Here is an 18,056-nt window from a genome sequence, read left to right as displayed (position 1 = left end):
CTTTAGGACATCGTGACTTCATCTTCCTCGCGGGGTTGTGTCACGACGCCGCTCCAGTGCTTCAACTGGTCGAGTGCAAGCTCACCGAGTGCGTCGATGAACGGCCTTGAGGCGTTCACGCAATCGATCCGATGGAACTCCCTGCCGCCCCATTTGAGGAACGTGTCCCGCCCCTCAACACCGATTTCGTCGACGGTTTCGATGCAGTCGGCAGTAAAACCCGGGCAAAAAACGTCCACGCGATGCGTGCCGGACGCGCCCAGTTCAGCCAGTGTTTCCGCGGTATGTGGTCCGATCCACTCCTGTCTTCCGAACTCCGACTGAAACGTGACTCTGCAGTGTTGCGCGTCAAGGCTCAACGCCTCGGCGAGCAGTGCACCCGTCTCGAGGCACTGCGCATGATAAGGGTCGCCACGCTCGATAGCGCGTTGCGGTAAGCCGTGAAAACTCAAAAGCATCTGATCGCCTCGGGTGAAGTCGGGGCGTCCATGGACGGACCAATGCCGCCGTACGGTGTCGGCGAGTGCGGAAATATAGCGTGGATCTGCAAAGTACTGTTTGATGAAACGTACCTCCGGTTGATTGCGGATCTGTGCGAACGCGGAGGCCACCTTGTCGAAGGCAGTTGCGGTGGTCGACGCCGCGTATTGCGGATACATCGGCAAGATCACGATGCGATCGCAGCCTTGCCGGATCAGACGATCGAGTTCTTCCGCGATGCTCGGCGTGCCGTAACGCATCGCGTAAGAGACATGCACCCGTTGTCCGCGTTCGGTCAGCCAGCTTCGAAGTGCGGTGGCCTGCTGTTCGGTATGCACACGGAGCGGCGATCCGTCCGGCATCCAGATGGATTCGTATCGGCGCGCCGCCGCGTGGCTCCTGAATGGAAGCACGAGGCCGTGAAGAATGGGTTGCCAAAGCCATTGCGGCATTTCGATCACGCGTGGGTCGGACAGGAATTCCGCAAGATAGCGATGTACTTCACGCGGAGTGGGTGCGTCCGGTGTCCCAAGGTTGATCAGCAAAACTGCCGCGCGGGGCATTGAAACGGCAGGGGACGTTTTCTGAAAAGAGATGTCAGCATACATTTCGCGTCACCTAAAGGTTGGCCCTCTGATCCATTTGCGGGTTGGGCGTTGTCATCGATTGACGATTCACCCTCTGGATCAATCATCACCAATTCCGCGCTTCAGGTCCAAGTCGTATTTTCTAGCGCTTCCATAAGTCGCGACTATCGGCTGCGCGAGATGGTCTGCAATGCGTGACATTGACTTGTGCTAGCACCTATGTCATCAAGGCCAATGAAGCATGCTGGCAGTTTTCCCACGTAGATTGTCCTTATTCGACGTATGAGCTGGCATGAGGGACTTAGTATTCTGTTATCCAATCAGTAAATAATTCCAAACATGGCAACTGCACAGCGCTGCTATTCTTGAATCGACAAACGATGGTTGTGATTCGCAACGGTTTGCATCGGTTTTCATCACCCCAAATGCGAGGATAGGAACATGAATATGAAGAGGAAGTTGACTACGGTATTTGGCGCACCTGTTGCCGACAATCAGAACATTCAGACCGCGGGCCCGAACGGTCCGGCGCTGTTGCAAGATGTGTGGCTCCTCGAAAAGCTGGCGCATTTCGACCGTGAAGTCATTCCGGAGCGCCGGATGCACGCGAAGGGTTCAGGCGCATTCGGCACGTTCACTGTGACGCACGACATCACAAAATATACGCGTGCAAAGATTTTCTCGAAGATCGGCAAGAGCACCGAAATGTTCGCGCGCTTCTCGACGGTTGCCGGCGAACGCGGTGCGGCCGATGCTGAACGCGACATTCGCGGCTTTGCATTGAAGTTCTATACCGAAGAAGGCAACTGGGACATCGTCGGCAATAACACGCCGGTGTTCTTCTTTCGCGACCCGTTGAAGTTCCCGGACCTGAACCACGCGATCAAACGTGATCCGCGCACGGGCATGCGCAGCGCACAGAACCAATGGGATTTCTGGACACAGCTTCCCGAGGCGTTGCATCAGGTTACGATCATCATGAGCGACCGTGGCCTGCCGAGTTCTTTCCGCCATATGCATGGCTTTGGAAGCCACACGTATAGCTTTATCAACGCGGCAAATGAACGCTTCTGGGTCAAGTTTCATTTCCGCACGCAGCAGGGTGTCAAGAACTTGACCGACGCTGAGGCCGAGGCGTTGGTTGGCCGGGATCGCGAATCACATCAGCGCGATCTGTATGAGAGCATCGAGCGCAAGGATTTCCCGCGCTGGACGCTGTTCGTGCAGATCATGCCCGAGAAGGAAGCGGGTACGTACCGCATCAATCCGTTCGACCTCACGAAGGTATGGCCGAAGTCCGATTATCCGTTGATCGAAGTTGGCGTGATGGAGCTCAATCGTAACGCCGACAATCATTTTGCGGATGTCGAGCAGGCTGCATTCGCGCCGTCGAACATCGTGCCGGGAATCGGTTTTTCGCCGGACCGGATGCTGCAAGGGCGGCTCTTCTCTTATGGGGATACGCAGCGTTATCGTCTGGGCGTGAACTATGCGCAGATTCCGGTGAATGCGCCGAGGGGAGCGAGCTATGTCAACAGCTATCACCGTGATGGTCAAGGACGTACAGACGGCAATCAGGGTGGCACGATCTCCTACGAACCGAATACGCGCGGCGAGTGGGCCGAGCAGCCGGACTACCGCGAACCGCCGCTGAGCCTGGAAGGCGCTGCGGATCACTGGAATCACCGGGTCGATGACGATTACTACTCGCAAACGGGCGTTCTGTTCCGCAACATGTCACCCGCGCAACAGCAAGTGTTGTTCGAGAACACCGCGCGCGCACTGCAGGGCGTGTTGGATCCGGTGGTTCAGCTTCATATCGAACATTGCCGTCTTGCGGATGCGGCTTACGGTGCAGGTGTCTCTGACGCGGTCAGCAAGCTTGCGAAGGTAAATTCGAGCGGCGACAACATAAGCTAGTCGAGTGGAATCAAATGTTTCACGATGCTATCGCGGGGCGGCAAACGCTTTCATGGATTGCCAGCCCTGCGAAGTACGCCTTCGATCAGGCAAACGCCAGGGTTTCTATTCGACGCCGTGTCCGATACTTCCAAAAGGGCTTGGCCAATGGCAGTTTCTTCGAGGGGCAGGCGACTGCGGGTTTCAAGAAAATTGGAATACGGCACTGCGCTTCGATTCGTTACGCGCCTGGCGAGTGCATCGACATGGGGCTATGCTGTGACGTACAGAGGAGAGAGACATGGGCCGCAGCCAGGATCGCATCGAAAAGCGCGAGCAGGGTTGGTACCGCGAACGCGATTGCGCTTTAAAAGAATTCGTCGCGCTGCTGGAAGGCGATGACAACGGCTCGACGCGCTATGCGGAAGAAGTCACGCAGCGGATTCCCATTTACGACTGTCCGCAACTCGATGGCATGACACGCGATGCATCCCAGAGAGCGCAGTTGCAGGCGGAATGGGCTCGCGTCCTTCACGATGGCGCGGGGGTGCTGGTGCTTCGGCAGGCATTTGTCGATACTGGACCTGTCGACGACGCAACGGCCGTCTTCGAATCCATTATTCGCAGTGAACGCGAGCAAGGCTCGCATGCGGCAGACCATTTCGCAAAGGCGGGCGCGAATGACCGGATCTGGAACGCCCAGGAGAAGCTCTGCCTGCGAGCGCCCGAAGTATTCGCGGAATATTTCTCGAATCCGATGCTTATGATTGTGTCGCAAGCGTGGCTTGGACCGTGCTACCAGATGACATCACAGGTCAATGTGGTGCGCCCTGGGGGCGCTGCTCAACAGGCGCATCGCGATTACCACCTCGGCTTCCAGACGGTTGAACAGGCCGAACGTTATCCTGCGCACGTACATCGGATGTCCACCTTCCTCACCCTGCAGGGCGCGGTGGCGCATAGCGACATGCCGGTTGAAAGCGGTCCGACGAAGCTCCTGCCGTATTCGCAGCGATATGACGAAGGATATCTGGCGTGGCGCCGAGCCGATTTTCGGGAGTATTTCGAAGCCCATTTCGTCCAGCTGCCGCTCTCCAAGGGCGACGCCGTGTTTTTCAATCCCGCGTTGTTCCATGCGGCCGGCACAAATCGCACCACGGACGTTCAACGCATGGCGAATCTCTTGCAGGTCTCGTCGGCTTATGGCCGGGCGATGGAAGTGCTCGACCGCAGGAAAATGTGCGAGGCGGTTTATCCGGTGCTGCGCGAGCGCCGCGCGTCGGGGCGAATAAGTGACACGGAAGCCGCCGCGGCAATCGCATCCTGCGCTGAGGGATACCCGTTTCCTACCAATCTCGACCGCGACCCACCGGTTGGCGGGTTGGCCCCGGAAAGCCAGCAGGAACTCATGCACCGCGCGCTTGACGAGAACTGGGATCCCGCCAGATTCACGCTCGCCTTGAACGAGCAGGCAGCGCTCCGCTGATCCGCAATCTGGCACGTGTTAACAATTTCTTTAGACTCAGTCGATGGCGCAAAGGGCGGTCTGATCGCAGGATTGACCAAGCGATAGCAACGCGACGCCGCATCTTCGCGGGAGTCGTCCGGGATCGCCTCACGGCCGGTCATGCACTGACCGTTTCCGCACTTGTGGATAGGAGAAATTGACATGAAAACGCTTCGAATCGTGGCGCTCTGCGCGATCGGCATGTTCCTGGGACAAGCGTGGGCGCAGGACAAGCCAGTACCATCGGGAACCGCAACGTCTGCTCAGGATGTCGGTGGCGTCACCGACGCGTCGAGGGGTGAAACGGGAATGGCAATGAGTCCGGCGCGGCAGGCCTATCCGGACCTCAACACCCTGCAATCCGGGGAGCAAAGCCGTATCGTGGCCAATACGTTCCGCCACCACTGAGCGCCGCGCAACGGTTTTGCGCGACCGCCGTCTCGCACGATGAGTGCCAGCGAATACACTCATCGCGCGTAACGGTGGGAAGCTACGGTTCCGAACGGGGGCCGTCCGGCGAGTGATGGGGCTATGCTCCAGGTTCAGTAGCCAATGCGCTTTTCGACGTTCCGGAATCGCCCCGTCGACCGGTAGCGATGGAACCATGCATTGGTGCGAAGTTCGCACAGGCGCGGCGAATGTTCGGCAAGCGCAACGTCGAGCCAATGAAACATCTCGTCCGGCTGGTCGAGCCTCGCGTAAATTTCCGCAAACAGCAACGGCGACGTATAGCGCCTTTGACGCCTCGTCATCAGGTCCTGCAAATACCATTGAAGGACTTTTTTATAACCCCCGGACTCCCAGACCTTGCGGATAGTCTCCGCGCGGGCGAATTCGCCGCACCGCGTTAGTGCATCAATGGTCGCTTCGACTGCTTCCTCGTATTGACCCTGCTCTTCATAGGCGGTCGCCAATAGCTGATAGACGAGCGGGGAGCGATTGCCACGCCCGGCGTTCAGGCACTCCCGGATCACTTCGTCGTACTTGCCCGCCTGTACGAGCCCGAATACGCGCGATCCTTCGAACCCGAGCGGGTCGACTTTTTCGGCACGCTCGAACTGTGCTCTGCCTTCCGCTTCTCGCCCAAGCACCAGCAGGAGCCGAGCATACAAGCGGCTCGTTTCGGCGTGGCTTGGATTCAGCCGTAACGCCTCGAGGAACTCCTCCTCTGCCCGGTGCCAGTCCCAGTCATAGAAGTAGTGCACGCCGGCTAGCGCCTGGTGAGCCTCAGGAAGGTTGGCGTCCAGTTCCAGTGCTTGCAGCGCCGCCTGCCGCGCTCGCGGGTGGCCCTCCGACGGTGCACAGACTCCGTGCGTCGCAGCAGCGCCTAAAACGTTCGACATCCCCACATACCCGAGCGCGTAAGTCGGGTCCCTTTCGATCGCGAGTTCGAAGTAGCCGCGCGCGCGAACGAAGTCCTCGTCGCTCAGCGCGTGATGCGCGGCAAACCCCGCATCGAAGTGCACGCGGCGGGTCCAGTAGTAACGGCCGCGCAGATACGCGTCGTGCGCCGCCGGATCGACCGGCAAGCGTCTCGCCAGCCTGTGCCGCTGCTGGTCCGCGAGCGCGGGCGATACTTCCTGGGCGAGCGCCGCTCCAACCTCTTTCTGGATTTCCAGCGCGCCACTCGTCATCGGCTCATACGCGCGACTCCAGATCTGCACCTGGTCGAAGCAACGGATCAGTTGCGCCAGAATGCGAATCCTCATGCCGTCCCGCTTGAGCGCACCTTCCAGCACGTAGTCGATCGACAACTCGCGCGCGATCTCCGCGATACTCTTGCTGACCCGTCTGCAGTGGGCGGCGGTCGTCCTCGAAATGACGAGGATGCGCTCCGGATCGAGCATGCCGATACTGGCGGAGGTTTCGTCGGCCAGCGCGTCGCAGAAGCTGTTCTGGCCGGAGTCGCCGGTCTGGTTTTCGAACGGCAGAACCAGTATCCGCACGGCTTCCTGCGGGGCGGGCGCCGATTCCTCCGGCACGGCTCGTACGTTGTTCAGACGATAGCCTTTGCCCTTCACGGTGATGATGTGCTGCGGGTTGACCGGATCGTCGTGAAGCGCGACGCGGATTTTCCGGATCGCCGTATTGATGCAGTTGTCCGTTTCCCGATACGCGTTCGCGCCCCACAGTGCTCTCACGATATCCGCACGCGTGACGAGTTGCCCGTTGCGGGATGCCATCAGGATCAGCAACTCCATCGGCAGACGCTCGAGACTGACCTTCTCGCCAGCGCGGCGCAATTCGTAGCGCTGAATGTTCAGTTCGACATCCGCAATCCGGACGGATTCTGGCGTGTTCATCTGCGCTCCTGCCATCGCGAGGTCCGGTTCACAGCGACGACGTCAGCGCGCCGCCGCTCGCGCTTCATGCCGAATGAAGCCGCGAATGCAAGCGCCGAGCACAACACAATGACGAGCGCGGGCGCAGGCATCCAGTGCAGGCCGGAAACGAGGAAATTCGCGGCGAGCGGCGTCAGCCCCAGCGACGCGGACAGTCCGAGATTCATGGCCGTGGCAACGCCGCTGAAGCGGACGTCGACGGGGAACATTTCCGCAATCGCGCAGGCGAAGGTTCCGTTGGCGAACGAGCTGACGACGCCGGCCATCAGGAACAGCGCAGGCAGGCTCGCGTAGTGACGGGCGGCCGCGATGAAGAAGAAGGGCGCGAAAAGCGCGGACAAGACGGTTCCCGACCTGAACACATAGCGGCGCGGCAACAGGTCGCCAACGTGCGACGTCACAAGAATGCAGGCAGCCACGACGATCAGGTACCACGTCTGGGCACTCGCGATCTGGTGCGTGTCGTATTGAAGCTTTTGCAGATAACTTGGTGTGAAGCCGATAAAGATGCCACCCGACGCGCCCGCCAGCAGAGACGCGCCAGCGCCAGTCGCCAGGGGAGCGAAATGCTTGCGAAGCAGGACGGCAAGAGGCTCGCGATGCCGGGCGCCAATGGCCTGCGCGTACTCGTCGGTCTCCGCAAGCGTGCGGCGCAGGGCGAAGCTCAATAGCCCGACCATTCCACCCAGCAGGAAGCCGATCCGCCATCCGAATGCGTCGACCTGTCCGGGTGTGAGCGCTGATTGCATGGCGAGATTGATGCTCGTCGCCAGAAGCAACGCAAGGTTGACCGCGACGAACACGATGCCGCACAGAAGACCAGATCTGCCGTGCGCGGTTTCCACGGCGTAGACGATTGCGCCTGGCAACTCGCCGCCCAGGCAAAGACCCTGGATGAGCCGCAGCATGAGAAGAAGTGCCGGGGCAAGCGCGCCCCATGCCGCGTATGAAGGAAGTATTCCGATGAGAAGCGTCGAAACGGAGGCGATCATCGCCGACGAAACGAAGACGAGGCGCCGGCCGTGCGTGTCGCCGAACCGCCCAAGGAGGATGCCGCCCACCGGCCTGGAAAGGTAGCCAATGGCCAGCACCGAGAATGACAACGTCTCCGCCGGCACGCCAGTTCCTGTCGGAAAGAACTCGCTGCCGATGCTTCTTGCAAAGAATCCGAAGATGACGAAATCGAATACTTCGAGCGCCCCTCCCGTGCTGGCGACCAGAATGGTCCAGCGTTGGTGCGCTGTCATCGACTCTTTTCGGATTAGGGGCGAATCGTCGAGCATGGAAATCCCTGATATCGCCAGGCATAACTACTGTTTTAAGCGGACGCCGCGCCGGAGGGACGTGTTCAGCCACCACCGTGTCATTCCAGCTTCGAAGACGGTGCATGATCGTTCTGGCTTAAATATGATGGACGACAATTCGCTTACAAGAAAGGTCTTTAGATTCGCCTTGTGGTTCTTGATCGACGGATCGACGTGTGCCGCACTCGGGACTCGGCGCTCGGCGCGAGGTCCGCGATGGCGAGTGATACGGCGACCTGAACGCGATTACGTTATCCGGTCTCGCCGCTGGAGGTTCAGGTTATGCACCTCGCGTTCCGCTGCTTACTTCATTCGTTGCCACACAACTTTCGATGCACCATATCCGAAGCTCCCGGGCGTGACGTAGGTCAGCCGGTCGCCATCAAGGGAGAATGGGCGCCGTTGAACATCGCCGTCCCAGTTCGGAAAGGTGCTTTTCTGAATGTGGAAAACGATCACTTGTCCCGCCTGATCGACGGTATAGGTGCCAAAGTGCGCGAAGTTGCCTTGGACGATGCGTTCGTTCTCTTCGGAGGTACCCGATAAGCGGTTACCCGATGCGAACTTCGGCAAGTCGGCACGAACGCCGAGCAGAACATAGCGGCCGTCGCCGCCGAAGATGAGTTGCCCGTACGGATGCGGACCGAGCACTTCGACTTCGCTGCCACTTCTCGAGACGGTCAACGAAACCAGAGACCATGAACCCACCACGCCAGGCGCCGTCTGAGCAAAAGTCCTTGGGACAGCGAGACATATTGCAAGGGCCACCAGCACGGTGACCCGCAGGGTTTGGAGCTTGGGCTTCATGGCGTTCTCCGGCACGCGCGAGGGCGGAACCATTCCCTTCGACTCTAGGCGTGCGATGCCTGGTTCGTCTTCGATCATCAGAAGACAAGCTAGTAGCATAGCTTTCCCGACCACGACTTCCAATGAGCATCTATCCTCAAGCCATTTCCGCCGCCAGCAGATCTTCGATCATGATCGGCAACTTCCGCACGCGCACGCCGGTTGCATGATAGGTCGCATCGGTAATCGCCGCCGCGATGCCCGCAAGGCCGATTTCCGCAATCCCGCGAGCGCCGAGTTCGTTGAACACGGTATCCGGATGATCGAGAAAGGTCACGTCAAGTTCGGGAGTGTCCGCGTTCGTCGCGACGACGTAATCGGCGAGGTTGCTATTGATCGGCGCGCCCGTCTGCTTGTCGTACATTGTGTGCTCGAACAGCGCCATGCCGACGCCCATCACGACGGCGCCTTCGATCTGGTTGCGCGCGGCGCGCGGATTGACGATGCGTCCTCCATCGATCACCGTGACGACGCGGCTCACGCGCAACCGCGCGATCTCCGGCTGCCACGTGACTTCGGCGAAGTGCGCGCCGTAGGAATAGATAGAGAAGCGTTTCTTGAGCGGATCGTCGAAGCCGCCCTTGGCGCTGCCGCTGCCTGACGCCGCGCGCATCTTCGCTGCTTCGAGAATCTGGCTGAACGGCACGCCGCGCTCTGGCTCCTCGCCCTTGCGATGCACGTGTCCCGCGCTGAACGCGAGCTCGTCTTCACCCGCGCCTTGGAACGGCGAACCGTCGACGGCCGCCGCACGCGACAGCAAAATCTTGATGGCCGCACGCACCGCATCGAGCACGGCGGGAATCACCGATGCCGTCGCCGCGCTGCCACCCGAAACGGGTCCCGGTGGCAACACTGAATCGCCGAGACCGACCTCGATGCGCTCGAGCGGAATGCCGGTTTCTTCGGCGACCAGTTGCGCGAGCACCGTGTACGTGCCGGTGCCGATGTCCTGCGTGCCGCACACCACCCGGGCACTGCCGTCCGCTTGAAGATCGACGTCCGCCGCAGCGGAAAAGCGCAAGCCTGGCCAGACACAGGCGCCGACGCCCCAGCCCAAAGTCAGTCCGTCGCGCTGCATCGATCCAACGCCCGGCGTGCGCTGCGACCATCCGAAGCGTTCGGCGCCGGTGCGCAAACATTCGACGAGATGCCGTGAAGAGAACGGCAAACCCGTGCTCTCGTCGACGCGCGGTTCGTTGCGCAGCCTCAATTCGACTGGATCGAGGTTCAGCACATGCGCCAGTTCGTTCATCGCCGATTCGATTGCGTACAGGCCGGGTACGGCGCCTGGCCCGCGCATCGACGTCGGCGAACCGACGTTGCGGCGCGCGACGCCCGAGGTCACGCGCAGATTCGGCGTGCTATAGATGAGCGGCGTGACTTCGCCGCAGCTTTCCTGGTAGTCGTCGGCGATCGCGGTGTGGTTGACGTAGTCGTGCTGCAATGACGTGAGTTTGCCGTCGCGTTCGGCGGACACCCTCACGCGCTGTTGCGCGACGGGGCGATGGCCGACGTTCTGAAACATCATCTTGCGGCTCACGACCAGCTTCACGGGACGACCCATCTGACGCGTCGCCGCCGCCGCGAGCAGAGAGTGCGGCCACATCCACAGCTTGCCGCCAAAACCTGATCCGAGATAGCGGGAGATCACGCGGATCTTTTCCTTCGGCACGCCGAGCATCTGCGAGAGCGTGCCCAGGTGAACCGTAATGGCCTGCGTGGTCTCGTAGAACGTGTAGTTCTCACCATCCCAGTCCGCGATCGTCGCGTGCAGTTCGATCGGGTTGTGCGTTTCCGTCGGTGTCACGTAGGTTGCGTCGAGCGTCGCCGGCGCAGTGTCGAACGCACGATCCGGGTCGCCGCGCTCGCTCTCGACCTTGGGCTTGTCGTCGGCCTCGAGTTCGTCGCGCACGTCGTGCGGCGTGGTTTCGTAGCGGGCCCCGATCGCCGCCGATGCCGCGCTCGCCGCCTCGAAACTATCGGCGATCACGACGGCGATGTACTGGCCGTAGTAGCGGATGATGTCGTCCTCGAAGGGCGGCCGTGCTTCGTCGACGAAGCCGGTCTCCATCGAGTTGCCGGAGAGCCGGTAGAAGCGGCCGATATTCTCTCGATGCAGCACCGCGTGTACGCCGGGCATCGCCTCGGCGTCCGCGATGTCGAGCGACACGAGCCGGCCACTCGCGATTGTGCTGCACACCGGCACGGCAACCAGCAGATCGGGTAAATCGACATCGGAGGTATAGGTGGCGCTGCCGCTAACCTTCAGCGGTCCGTCGACACGCGCTTGAGGCCGTCCGATCACGGACAGCACGGAGTCGGGCAAGGTAGACATGGTGCGTTCCTATCGATGGACGGTTCAGGGCGTGGCCGTAGCCTGGGTCAGCGCATGGACGATGCAGCGGCGTGCCAGCTCGATCTTGAAGCCGTTCTGACTTTGTGGCTTGGCGTTCGCGAGCGCCGCGTCCGCGGCCTTGCGAAAGGTCGCGGCGTCGGGCGTTGCGCCGCGCAGCACGGCTTCCGCTTCGAGCGCGTGCCAAGGCCGCGTGCCGACGCCGCCGAGCGCGACGCGCACATGCCCGATGCGTCCACCGTCGAGCGTCACGACCACGGCGGCCGACGCCAGCGCGAACTCGTACGACGCACGATCGCGCAGCTTCAGATAAACCGAACGGGCGCCCGCGGGTAGAGGTGGCAGTGTCACGTGCGTGATAAGGTCGCCTGCGTCGAGCACGTTCTCACGCTGTGGCGTTGCGCCTGGCAACACGAAGAAGTCGTCGATCGCGATGCTGCGCGCGCCGCCCGTCCCTTCGATGTGAATGATCGCGTCGAGCGCGGTCAAGGCGACGTTCATGTCCGACGGGTTGGTGGCGATGCAGGCGTCGCTGGCACCGAGAATCGCGAGCGTGCGATTGAATCCCTGGATCGCCGGACAGCCCGAGCCCGGCTCGCGCTTGTTGCATGGCATCGCGGTGTCGCGAAAGTACACGCAGCGCGTGCGTTGCAGCAGGTTGCCGCCGGTTGTCGCCATGTTTCGCAATTGGGCCGAGGCGCCGGCGAGCAGCGCCTGCGACAGCACGGCGTACGGTGCGCGGATCAGCGGATGCAATGCCAGGTCCGCATTGCGCGCCGTCGAGCCGATCTTCACGCCGCCGTCGGGCAGCGCTTCGATACGGTCTAGCGGCAGCCGGCTGATGTCGATGACCCGCGTCGGCCGCTCGACGTTCAGCTTCATGAGGTCGAGCAATGTCGTGCCGCCCGCGAGAAAGCGCACTTGTGCACCTTGCTGGGCCGTTGCCGAGGCCGCGCCCGCCGCGATTGCTTCACGCACGCCGTTGGCGCGCGACAACTGGAAGATTTCCATGCTGGCGCTCCTCAGGACTGGCCGCGCACGCGCTGGATCGCCGCGACGATATTCTGGTAGGCGCCGCAGCGGCACAGATTGCCGCTCATCGCTTCGCGCACTTCGGCGTCGCCCGGCCCGACCGCTTCGTCGAGCAGCGCGACCGCGGACATGATCTGGCCCGATGTGCAGTAGCCGCACTGATAGCCGTCGCATTCTACAAACGCGGCCTGCATCGGATGCAGCGCTTCGGGCTGACCGATGCCTTCGATGGTGGTGATTTCGTCGCCGGCGTGCGTGCCGGCGAGCGACAGGCACGCATTCACGCGCCGTCCGTTGACGTGCACTGTGCACGCGCCGCATTGGCCGTGGTCGCAACCCTTTTTGGTGCCGGTGAGGTGCAGATGCTCGCGCAGCGCGTCCAGCAGCGTGGTGCGTGGATCGAGCGACAGCGTGTAGAGATTGCCGTTGACGGTCAACTCGACAGGCATCGCCGCGTTCGCGGAAGGCTGGCGACTGGCTCGGGCCGGGTCGCGGTCGGCGCTCTGTTGCGGGGTTTTGGAGGCGGTCTGTTGCATCATGCGTTCTCCTCATGGCGAGAGCGGCCACAATCCGGCCGCAATTGGCGCGGCCGGGCGGCAGGCTGAAGCAGGATTTGGAGCCATTGGCGATCGATTCGCCGGGGTGTCGGGCATTCAGATTAGCGAGCGTCGAAAGAAGCGTCACGCACGCCCAGATGAGTCAGCAGCAAATCTGATGCCCAGACGTGTCGTGCCGGAAAATCTTTTGCGACTGACCCGCTCGACTGATCACGAGTGTCGGGATCAATCTACCCCAAATGTAGAAGAAAAAAGCCGGACGCGTGAGCGCCCGGCCATTTCGAAGGAACTGGTGCATCTGCAAATATTCAACGCGTTAAAACGGCAAGCCCGGCAAATCCGGCAGCTTCAACGCATGCACGCCGATCGCCGACGCGTCGAGCCGTTCCGCACCGCCACTCGGCGTATCGACGATAAACGGCACGCCGATCTGATCGGCGCGCACGAGTTCGGTCGAGCCGCCGCCGTCGAGATTGATCGCGTCATCCGCGCCGATCGCCTTCATCAGTTGCGCCGATTGTGCGTTGGTCGTGCCCGTTGAATAACCCGCGACGCGCCCATCGATCACGACGAGATAGAGAAAGCGCCCCTGTTGCGACAGGCCGACCAGCGTGCGCGGATTCGGATTAAGCGGATCGCCTTCGTTCGGGCTTTGCGCGCTGACGTCCTGGCCGTTTTTCAGCAGAATCGCCGAGCCGGCGACCGCCGTATCGATCAGCTTCAGATCCTGCGCCGAAATCTGCGGCGCTTCGGCGATATACGCGCGGCCCTGGCGCGTGATCGCAAGTACCGCTTCACTTTGCGTCGGGTCATTGGTCAGCGGACTCACAATCTGGCCGTGCGACACCAGCAAGCCGATGATCGTCTTCGGCTCGGGCGTCGTAGCGCAGCACGGCGCGAAAAAATTCGCGTTGATTGCGAGCCGCACGCCGGTGCGTGCGGCGAATTGCGAGATCGTCTCCGACGTCGTCATCAGCGGGCCACTATGCCCGGTCGTCTCGACGCTCACGCCCGGCGCGCGCAAATCAATGCGCATCACGTATGCGCGGCTCACGGTCGGCTTGCCGCCCGAAGTTGCGGGATTCGACGGCACGGTCGCCGTTTCGGTATCCACGCCGACATACACGGGCGAGTAGCCGCTTTGCGTGATCTGCGCGGTGGGATCGGGCACGTCGGCTTGTACACTGGCCGAAGCGAGGCCGATGATCGCCGCGGCGGCGAGCGCTTTCAGAGTTGCTGAGACGGGGAACAGGGCACGCGTCATCTCTTTAGTCTCCATTGACGGCGGCGACGAAGTCGTCACTCTTACCGTGCCGCAGACGTTAGAGACGCGATATGACCAACACGTGATTTATTTTTTTCATTCGGCTTTCGAGGACGGGCGGCGTGCGCGCCAAAAAAACACATTTATCGAAAAAAAATTCAGCTGAGTCAGCGACGATGATGCCGCCGCCGCGATGGATTCCTCGATTGCCGGGCGCGGGCTTCGTGGCCCGCGCCCGATTAAAACTAGGCCTGCAGAACCTTCAGCAGTTCCCTGGCAGTCGGGCCAGATGAGGCCGGGTTCTGGCCAGTGATCAGCCGTCCGTCGACGATGGTGAGCACGGCCCAGTCGTCCACCTTTTCGAAGTGGCCGCCCAGGCGCTTGAGTTCATCCTCGACGAGGAAGGGCATGACCTTGGTGAGTCCCACGGCTTCTTCCTCACTATTGGTAAAGCTGGTGACGCGCTTACCCTTGACGAGAGGCTGGCCCTCGTAGGTCGCCTTGAGCAGAACACAAGGGCCATGACAGACGGCGGCAACCGGCTTGCCCGCGTTGTAGAAATCCTCGATCAAGGCGATCGAGTTCTTGTCATTGGTCAGATCCCACATCGGGCCATGACCACCGGCATAGAAGATCGTATCGTAGTCGGCCGCCTTGACCTCGGCGAGCTTGACGCTGTTGGCCAACACCTTCTGGGTCGCGGGATCTTTCTTGAAGCGCAGCATCGAGTCGGTCTGATTGTCGGGATCGTCGCTTCTGGGATCGATCGGTGGATGGCCACCCTTGGGTGAGGTCACGGTGACCTCCGCACCTGCGTCCGTGAATGCATAGTAGGGAGCGGTGAATTCTTCGAGCCAGAAGCCGGTCGGCTTGCCGGTATCTCCAAGTACGTTGTGCGAAGTCAAAACCAACAGGATTTTCATTGCAGTCTCCGTTCATTGAGGCCAGTGTCTACACGCGGCTTCGCCGCAGGGCATGCTTGAGATGGAAGTCGTTCCTCGGAGCAGATGTTCGTGGTCTTCGCCTTGTGGGGAAATTGGCCCGCGCGGGCCTGGAGGATGGGGGACCGCCGGGCGCGATGAAGAGGACGCTGTCATAGCGGCCTCCTATTGCCGACGCATGCGATGACCGCTTGTATTGTGGTCCGGCTCCCGCGCCGCGCCATCACACGATGGTATCGCCTGACCATGCGATGGTATGCGCAGCGCTTCGCCGTTCGACCCGACGACGCCGTGGTGCAATGCCGGCAACGCTGCTGTTTTCATGCTGGCACCAATGCAAAAGATTGTGTCGTCACGCGTCGTGTTTTCACGTTGCGTTTTCACATATTGTGTTTCCACGTAGCCGAAGCAGTGAACGGGGAACCGGTAGTCAACGCCTCTCAGGAACCAGACATGAGCGACATTCCAATGCGCAGCGAATGCGCAGTTGAGACCCTGGACGCCGGCGCGTTCGACATGAAGCTCGAGATAGTCGTCATCCCTGTCTCGGACGTCGATCGCGCCAAGCGCTTCTATGGCGAGTTGGGTTGGCGGCTCGAAGTGGGCGACACCCGGTTCACCGATGAGGTCGTCAAGGCGATTCATGCTACGACGGCGGGATAGCTACCGCGGCGCTAGAATGGAGGATGCAAAAACCATTCGACCATGCGCCGACGCTGCGTATCGAGGTCCAATACGCTCGCGGGGGATCATGGTGCGCATCTTCACATCACCTCAGGAACGTACGTTATGGCGACTTATATCGTTTTCACGAAGGAAAGCACGCTGGATCAGGGTGAGCTCGACATCTATCAAAGCAAGGTGGGCGAGACCTTCAAGGGTCATCCCGTCAAGCTTCTCGCTGTATACGGACCTCAGCAGGTTCTTGAGGGCGACCCACCAGAAGGCGTCGTAATCGTTGAATTTCCGTCGACGGCGGCCGCGCGTGCGTGGTACGACAGCCCGGCGTATCAGGAGGTCGCACAGCACCGGTTCAAGGGCGCGCGTTACCGCGCTGTTCTCGTCGAAGGCGTGTGACGAAAGGCGGCAACGATCGGCGCGTGGAGAGTCTCCTTAGTTTTTACCTTGATTGGATTCAATCTGCTGCCGCAGCCGCTCTTCGCTTTCCTGAAGCTCAGGCGTAAACGCTTCGCCAAAATCCGCGGCCTCGAAGAACGGGCGAATTTCGATTTCCGAGTCGCTTGCCATCGGGTTCGGGCAGCGGCGTACCCATTCGATCGCCTCGTCCATCGATTGCACTTGCCAGATCCAGTAGCCCGCGATCAGTTCCTTCGTTTCAGCAAACGGACCGTCGACGACGGTCCGGTCCTTGCCAGAAAACCTCACGCGCACGCCCTTCGCGCTCGGTTTGAGTCCGTCGCCGCCGAGCATGATGCCGGCCTTGACGAGTTCTTCGTTATATCGGCCCATCGCCTCGATAAGTTCCGTGCCGGGCATTTGACCGGCTTCGGATTCGGCGGTCGCCTTGACCATGACCATGACGCGCATTTCGTTTCTCCTGTCCAAAAGGTGATTCTCGGATTATGTCGGAAGGCATTCGGTGCCTTCAACACTACGACGAACGAGTGCGCGCAAAATCGACAGTTGGCATCGACGTTTTTCTGTTTCAGCGGAGATCGGGTTGTACGCCGCCTCAGCGCTCAACCACCTTGAACACCCGATTCTTGTCGAGCGTGGCTGGATCGAGCGTCTTCTCTCCGCCTTCCGCGGGCAGCGCGGGGCTGGCGTCTTCCAAAGCGCGTCCGGTATAGCGGCCCCGTGGCCGTATGACCTTGCCCACCCGGAGCTGCTCGATACAATGCGCGAGCAAACCCACGCTTCGGGCCGTTGCGAACAGCGCGAATGACGCATCGCGTGGCAATTCCAACTGCGCCGCCAATGCGGCAAGCGCAATGTCGATATTCGGCCTGAGGCCGGTCAGCTCAACCACCTTGTTGATGAACGACGTGAGTTCTTGAGGCGGATTCAGCACCTCGAGCAACGCGGCCGCCCGCGCATCGCCGTCCGGATAGAGATGATGCCCGAACCCGGGGATGGGAGTGGCCGATTGCAAATGATGGACGACGACGTGCTCCGCACCGAGTCTTCCGACATCATCGAACACGGCCCTCACGCGGCCTGACGCATCGCCATGCAGCGGGCCGGAGAGAGTTGCGAGCCCCGTGAGCAGGCATCCCGGCAGGGATGCGCCGGTGGAGGCGGTAATTCTGGCGGCGAACGCGGAACTCGTCGTCTCGTGGTCGGCCACGAGGACCATGGCGCGGCGGATGAGTTCGGCACCGTCGCGGTCCTGGCCCCAACCGAGGGCGAGCCGTTCATGCGTCGTTTGTGCATTCGCATCACAGTGCGCGCCAAACGCTTGCGCGATGAGTGCCACGAGCCGGCCAGCCTCGACATGCAATGCGCTGTCAGTGCGTCCGAGGGTCGAATGCCCGCAGGCCGCAAGCGCCGCCAGCGATGTGAACGCACATTGCCTGCCTCGCTCGCCGCCCTGTAGCGGCAGGTCACCGCTTTCGAAGGGGACGGGCGCACGCGCATTCCACAGAATGGCCGCCACGTCTTCGAGCGTCGCTGTGTCCGAAAGCCGGATGCTATCCCGTCCACGGTAATACGCCCGACCTTTCGAGAAGGTGGTAATGCCGCTATAAATGCAGGGCTCGGTGCCGAATATGGTCCCGGCGGCGAGCGCCTCGCGCTTGCGTCCAACCTGTTTTTTGCGGCACAGGCCGGCCACGTCTTCCGCACGATAAAGGCTCTTGCGCGGATCATGCGGGTCCGGCATGACCGCGATGTTGCCTCGGCTAACGTACGCATAGATAGTCTGCGCTTGCACTCCGAGTTGTCGAGCCGCTTCAGTCAGAGTGATCCAGTTTCGCATGGTATG

At 61.1% G+C, this 18,056-nt stretch carries 16 protein-coding genes; 5 read left to right on the top strand and 11 right to left on the bottom strand.

Annotated features, from left to right (window positions below):
* Positions 1 to 2: 2 nt before the first annotated feature.
* A complete protein-coding gene (hemH, locus tag PQR42_RS06415) occupies positions 3 to 1,043 on the bottom strand; it encodes a ferrochelatase (protein WP_408383493.1) in 1,041 nt (346 codons plus the stop codon).
* Positions 1,044 to 1,508: 465 nt separating this feature from the next.
* Here hemH and PQR42_RS06410 point away from each other — a divergent pair, with 465 nt between their 5' ends.
* From PQR42_RS06410 to PQR42_RS06400, 3 genes are all read left to right on the top strand, one after another.
* Positions 1,509 to 2,987 carry a catalase gene (locus PQR42_RS06410; RefSeq protein ID WP_408383494.1) on the top strand — a complete coding sequence of 493 codons (1,479 nt, stop codon included), beginning with the start codon at positions 1,509 to 1,511 and terminating at the stop codon, positions 2,985 to 2,987.
* 280 nt (positions 2,988 to 3,267) lie between these two features.
* Positions 3,268 to 4,452, top strand: a complete 1,185-nt coding sequence (locus PQR42_RS06405; protein WP_408383496.1) for a phytanoyl-CoA dioxygenase family protein — start codon at positions 3,268 to 3,270, stop codon at positions 4,450 to 4,452.
* 183 nt (positions 4,453 to 4,635) lie between these two features.
* A complete protein-coding gene (locus PQR42_RS06400) occupies positions 4,636 to 4,881 on the top strand; it encodes a hypothetical protein (protein ID WP_408383498.1) in 246 nt (81 codons plus the stop codon).
* 134 nt (positions 4,882 to 5,015) lie between these two features.
* On the opposite strand, the gene PQR42_RS06395 is transcribed toward PQR42_RS06400, so the two are convergent.
* The 8 genes from PQR42_RS06395 to PQR42_RS06360 all read right to left on the bottom strand — a co-directional run bounded on the left by PQR42_RS06395 (position 5,016) and on the right by PQR42_RS06360 (position 15,094).
* Complete coding sequence (locus PQR42_RS06395) at positions 5,016 to 6,776, bottom strand: winged helix-turn-helix domain-containing protein (protein WP_408383500.1); 1,761 nt, start codon at positions 6,774 to 6,776, stop codon at positions 5,016 to 5,018.
* A complete protein-coding gene (locus tag PQR42_RS06390; protein WP_408383502.1) occupies positions 6,773 to 8,062 on the bottom strand; it encodes an MFS transporter in 1,290 nt (429 codons plus the stop codon). Before PQR42_RS06390 ends, PQR42_RS06395 begins: the two co-directional genes overlap by 4 nt.
* Positions 8,063 to 8,422: 360 nt before the next feature.
* On the bottom strand, positions 8,423 to 8,926 hold the full coding sequence (locus tag PQR42_RS06385; protein ID WP_408383504.1) for a lipocalin-like domain-containing protein: 504 nt from the start codon (positions 8,924 to 8,926) through the stop codon (positions 8,423 to 8,425).
* A 136-nt stretch (positions 8,927 to 9,062) separates the two neighbouring features.
* Complete coding sequence (locus PQR42_RS06380) at positions 9,063 to 11,300, bottom strand: xanthine dehydrogenase family protein molybdopterin-binding subunit (RefSeq protein ID WP_408383506.1); 2,238 nt, start codon at positions 11,298 to 11,300, stop codon at positions 9,063 to 9,065.
* A 24-nt stretch (positions 11,301 to 11,324) separates the two neighbouring features.
* Positions 11,325 to 12,329, bottom strand: a complete 1,005-nt coding sequence (locus PQR42_RS06375; RefSeq protein ID WP_408204675.1) for an FAD binding domain-containing protein — start codon at positions 12,327 to 12,329, stop codon at positions 11,325 to 11,327.
* Between the two features lie 11 nt (positions 12,330 to 12,340).
* Positions 12,341 to 12,889 (bottom strand): (2Fe-2S)-binding protein, encoded by a 549-nt coding sequence (locus PQR42_RS06370; protein ID WP_408383508.1) that lies wholly within the window; start codon positions 12,887 to 12,889, stop codon positions 12,341 to 12,343.
* Between the two features lie 334 nt (positions 12,890 to 13,223).
* Positions 13,224 to 14,171, bottom strand: coding sequence for a phosphodiester glycosidase family protein (locus PQR42_RS06365; protein WP_408383510.1), 948 nt, complete (start codon positions 14,169 to 14,171; stop codon positions 13,224 to 13,226).
* 245 nt (positions 14,172 to 14,416) lie between these two features.
* Positions 14,417 to 15,094 carry a type 1 glutamine amidotransferase domain-containing protein gene (locus PQR42_RS06360; RefSeq protein WP_408383512.1) on the bottom strand — a complete coding sequence of 226 codons (678 nt, stop codon included), beginning with the start codon at positions 15,092 to 15,094 and terminating at the stop codon, positions 14,417 to 14,419.
* Between the two features lie 471 nt (positions 15,095 to 15,565).
* On the opposite strand from PQR42_RS06360, the gene PQR42_RS06355 reads away from it, so the two are divergent.
* Both PQR42_RS06355 and PQR42_RS06350 read left to right on the top strand, forming a co-directional pair.
* Positions 15,566 to 15,775, top strand: a complete 210-nt coding sequence (locus PQR42_RS06355; RefSeq protein ID WP_408383514.1) for a hypothetical protein — start codon at positions 15,566 to 15,568, stop codon at positions 15,773 to 15,775.
* A gap of 126 nt (positions 15,776 to 15,901) precedes the next feature.
* On the top strand, positions 15,902 to 16,189 hold the full coding sequence (locus tag PQR42_RS06350) for a DUF1330 domain-containing protein (RefSeq protein ID WP_408383516.1): 288 nt from the start codon (positions 15,902 to 15,904) through the stop codon (positions 16,187 to 16,189).
* A 36-nt stretch (positions 16,190 to 16,225) separates the two neighbouring features.
* On the opposite strand, the gene PQR42_RS06345 is transcribed toward PQR42_RS06350, so the two are convergent.
* Entirely contained in the window at positions 16,226 to 16,660 is a 435-nt protein-coding gene (locus PQR42_RS06345; protein WP_408204681.1) for a YciI family protein, read from the bottom strand.
* A 145-nt stretch (positions 16,661 to 16,805) separates the two neighbouring features.
* Positions 16,806 to 18,050 (bottom strand): citrate/2-methylcitrate synthase, encoded by a 1,245-nt coding sequence (locus PQR42_RS06340; protein WP_408383681.1) that lies wholly within the window; start codon positions 18,048 to 18,050, stop codon positions 16,806 to 16,808.
* Positions 18,051 to 18,056: the final 6 nt, after the last annotated feature.

This window comes from Paraburkholderia sediminicola (assembly GCF_046027355.1).
GTDB lineage: Bacteria > Pseudomonadota > Gammaproteobacteria > Burkholderiales > Burkholderiaceae > Paraburkholderia > Paraburkholderia sediminicola_B.
This window is presented reverse-complemented; position numbering and strand designations above follow the sequence as displayed.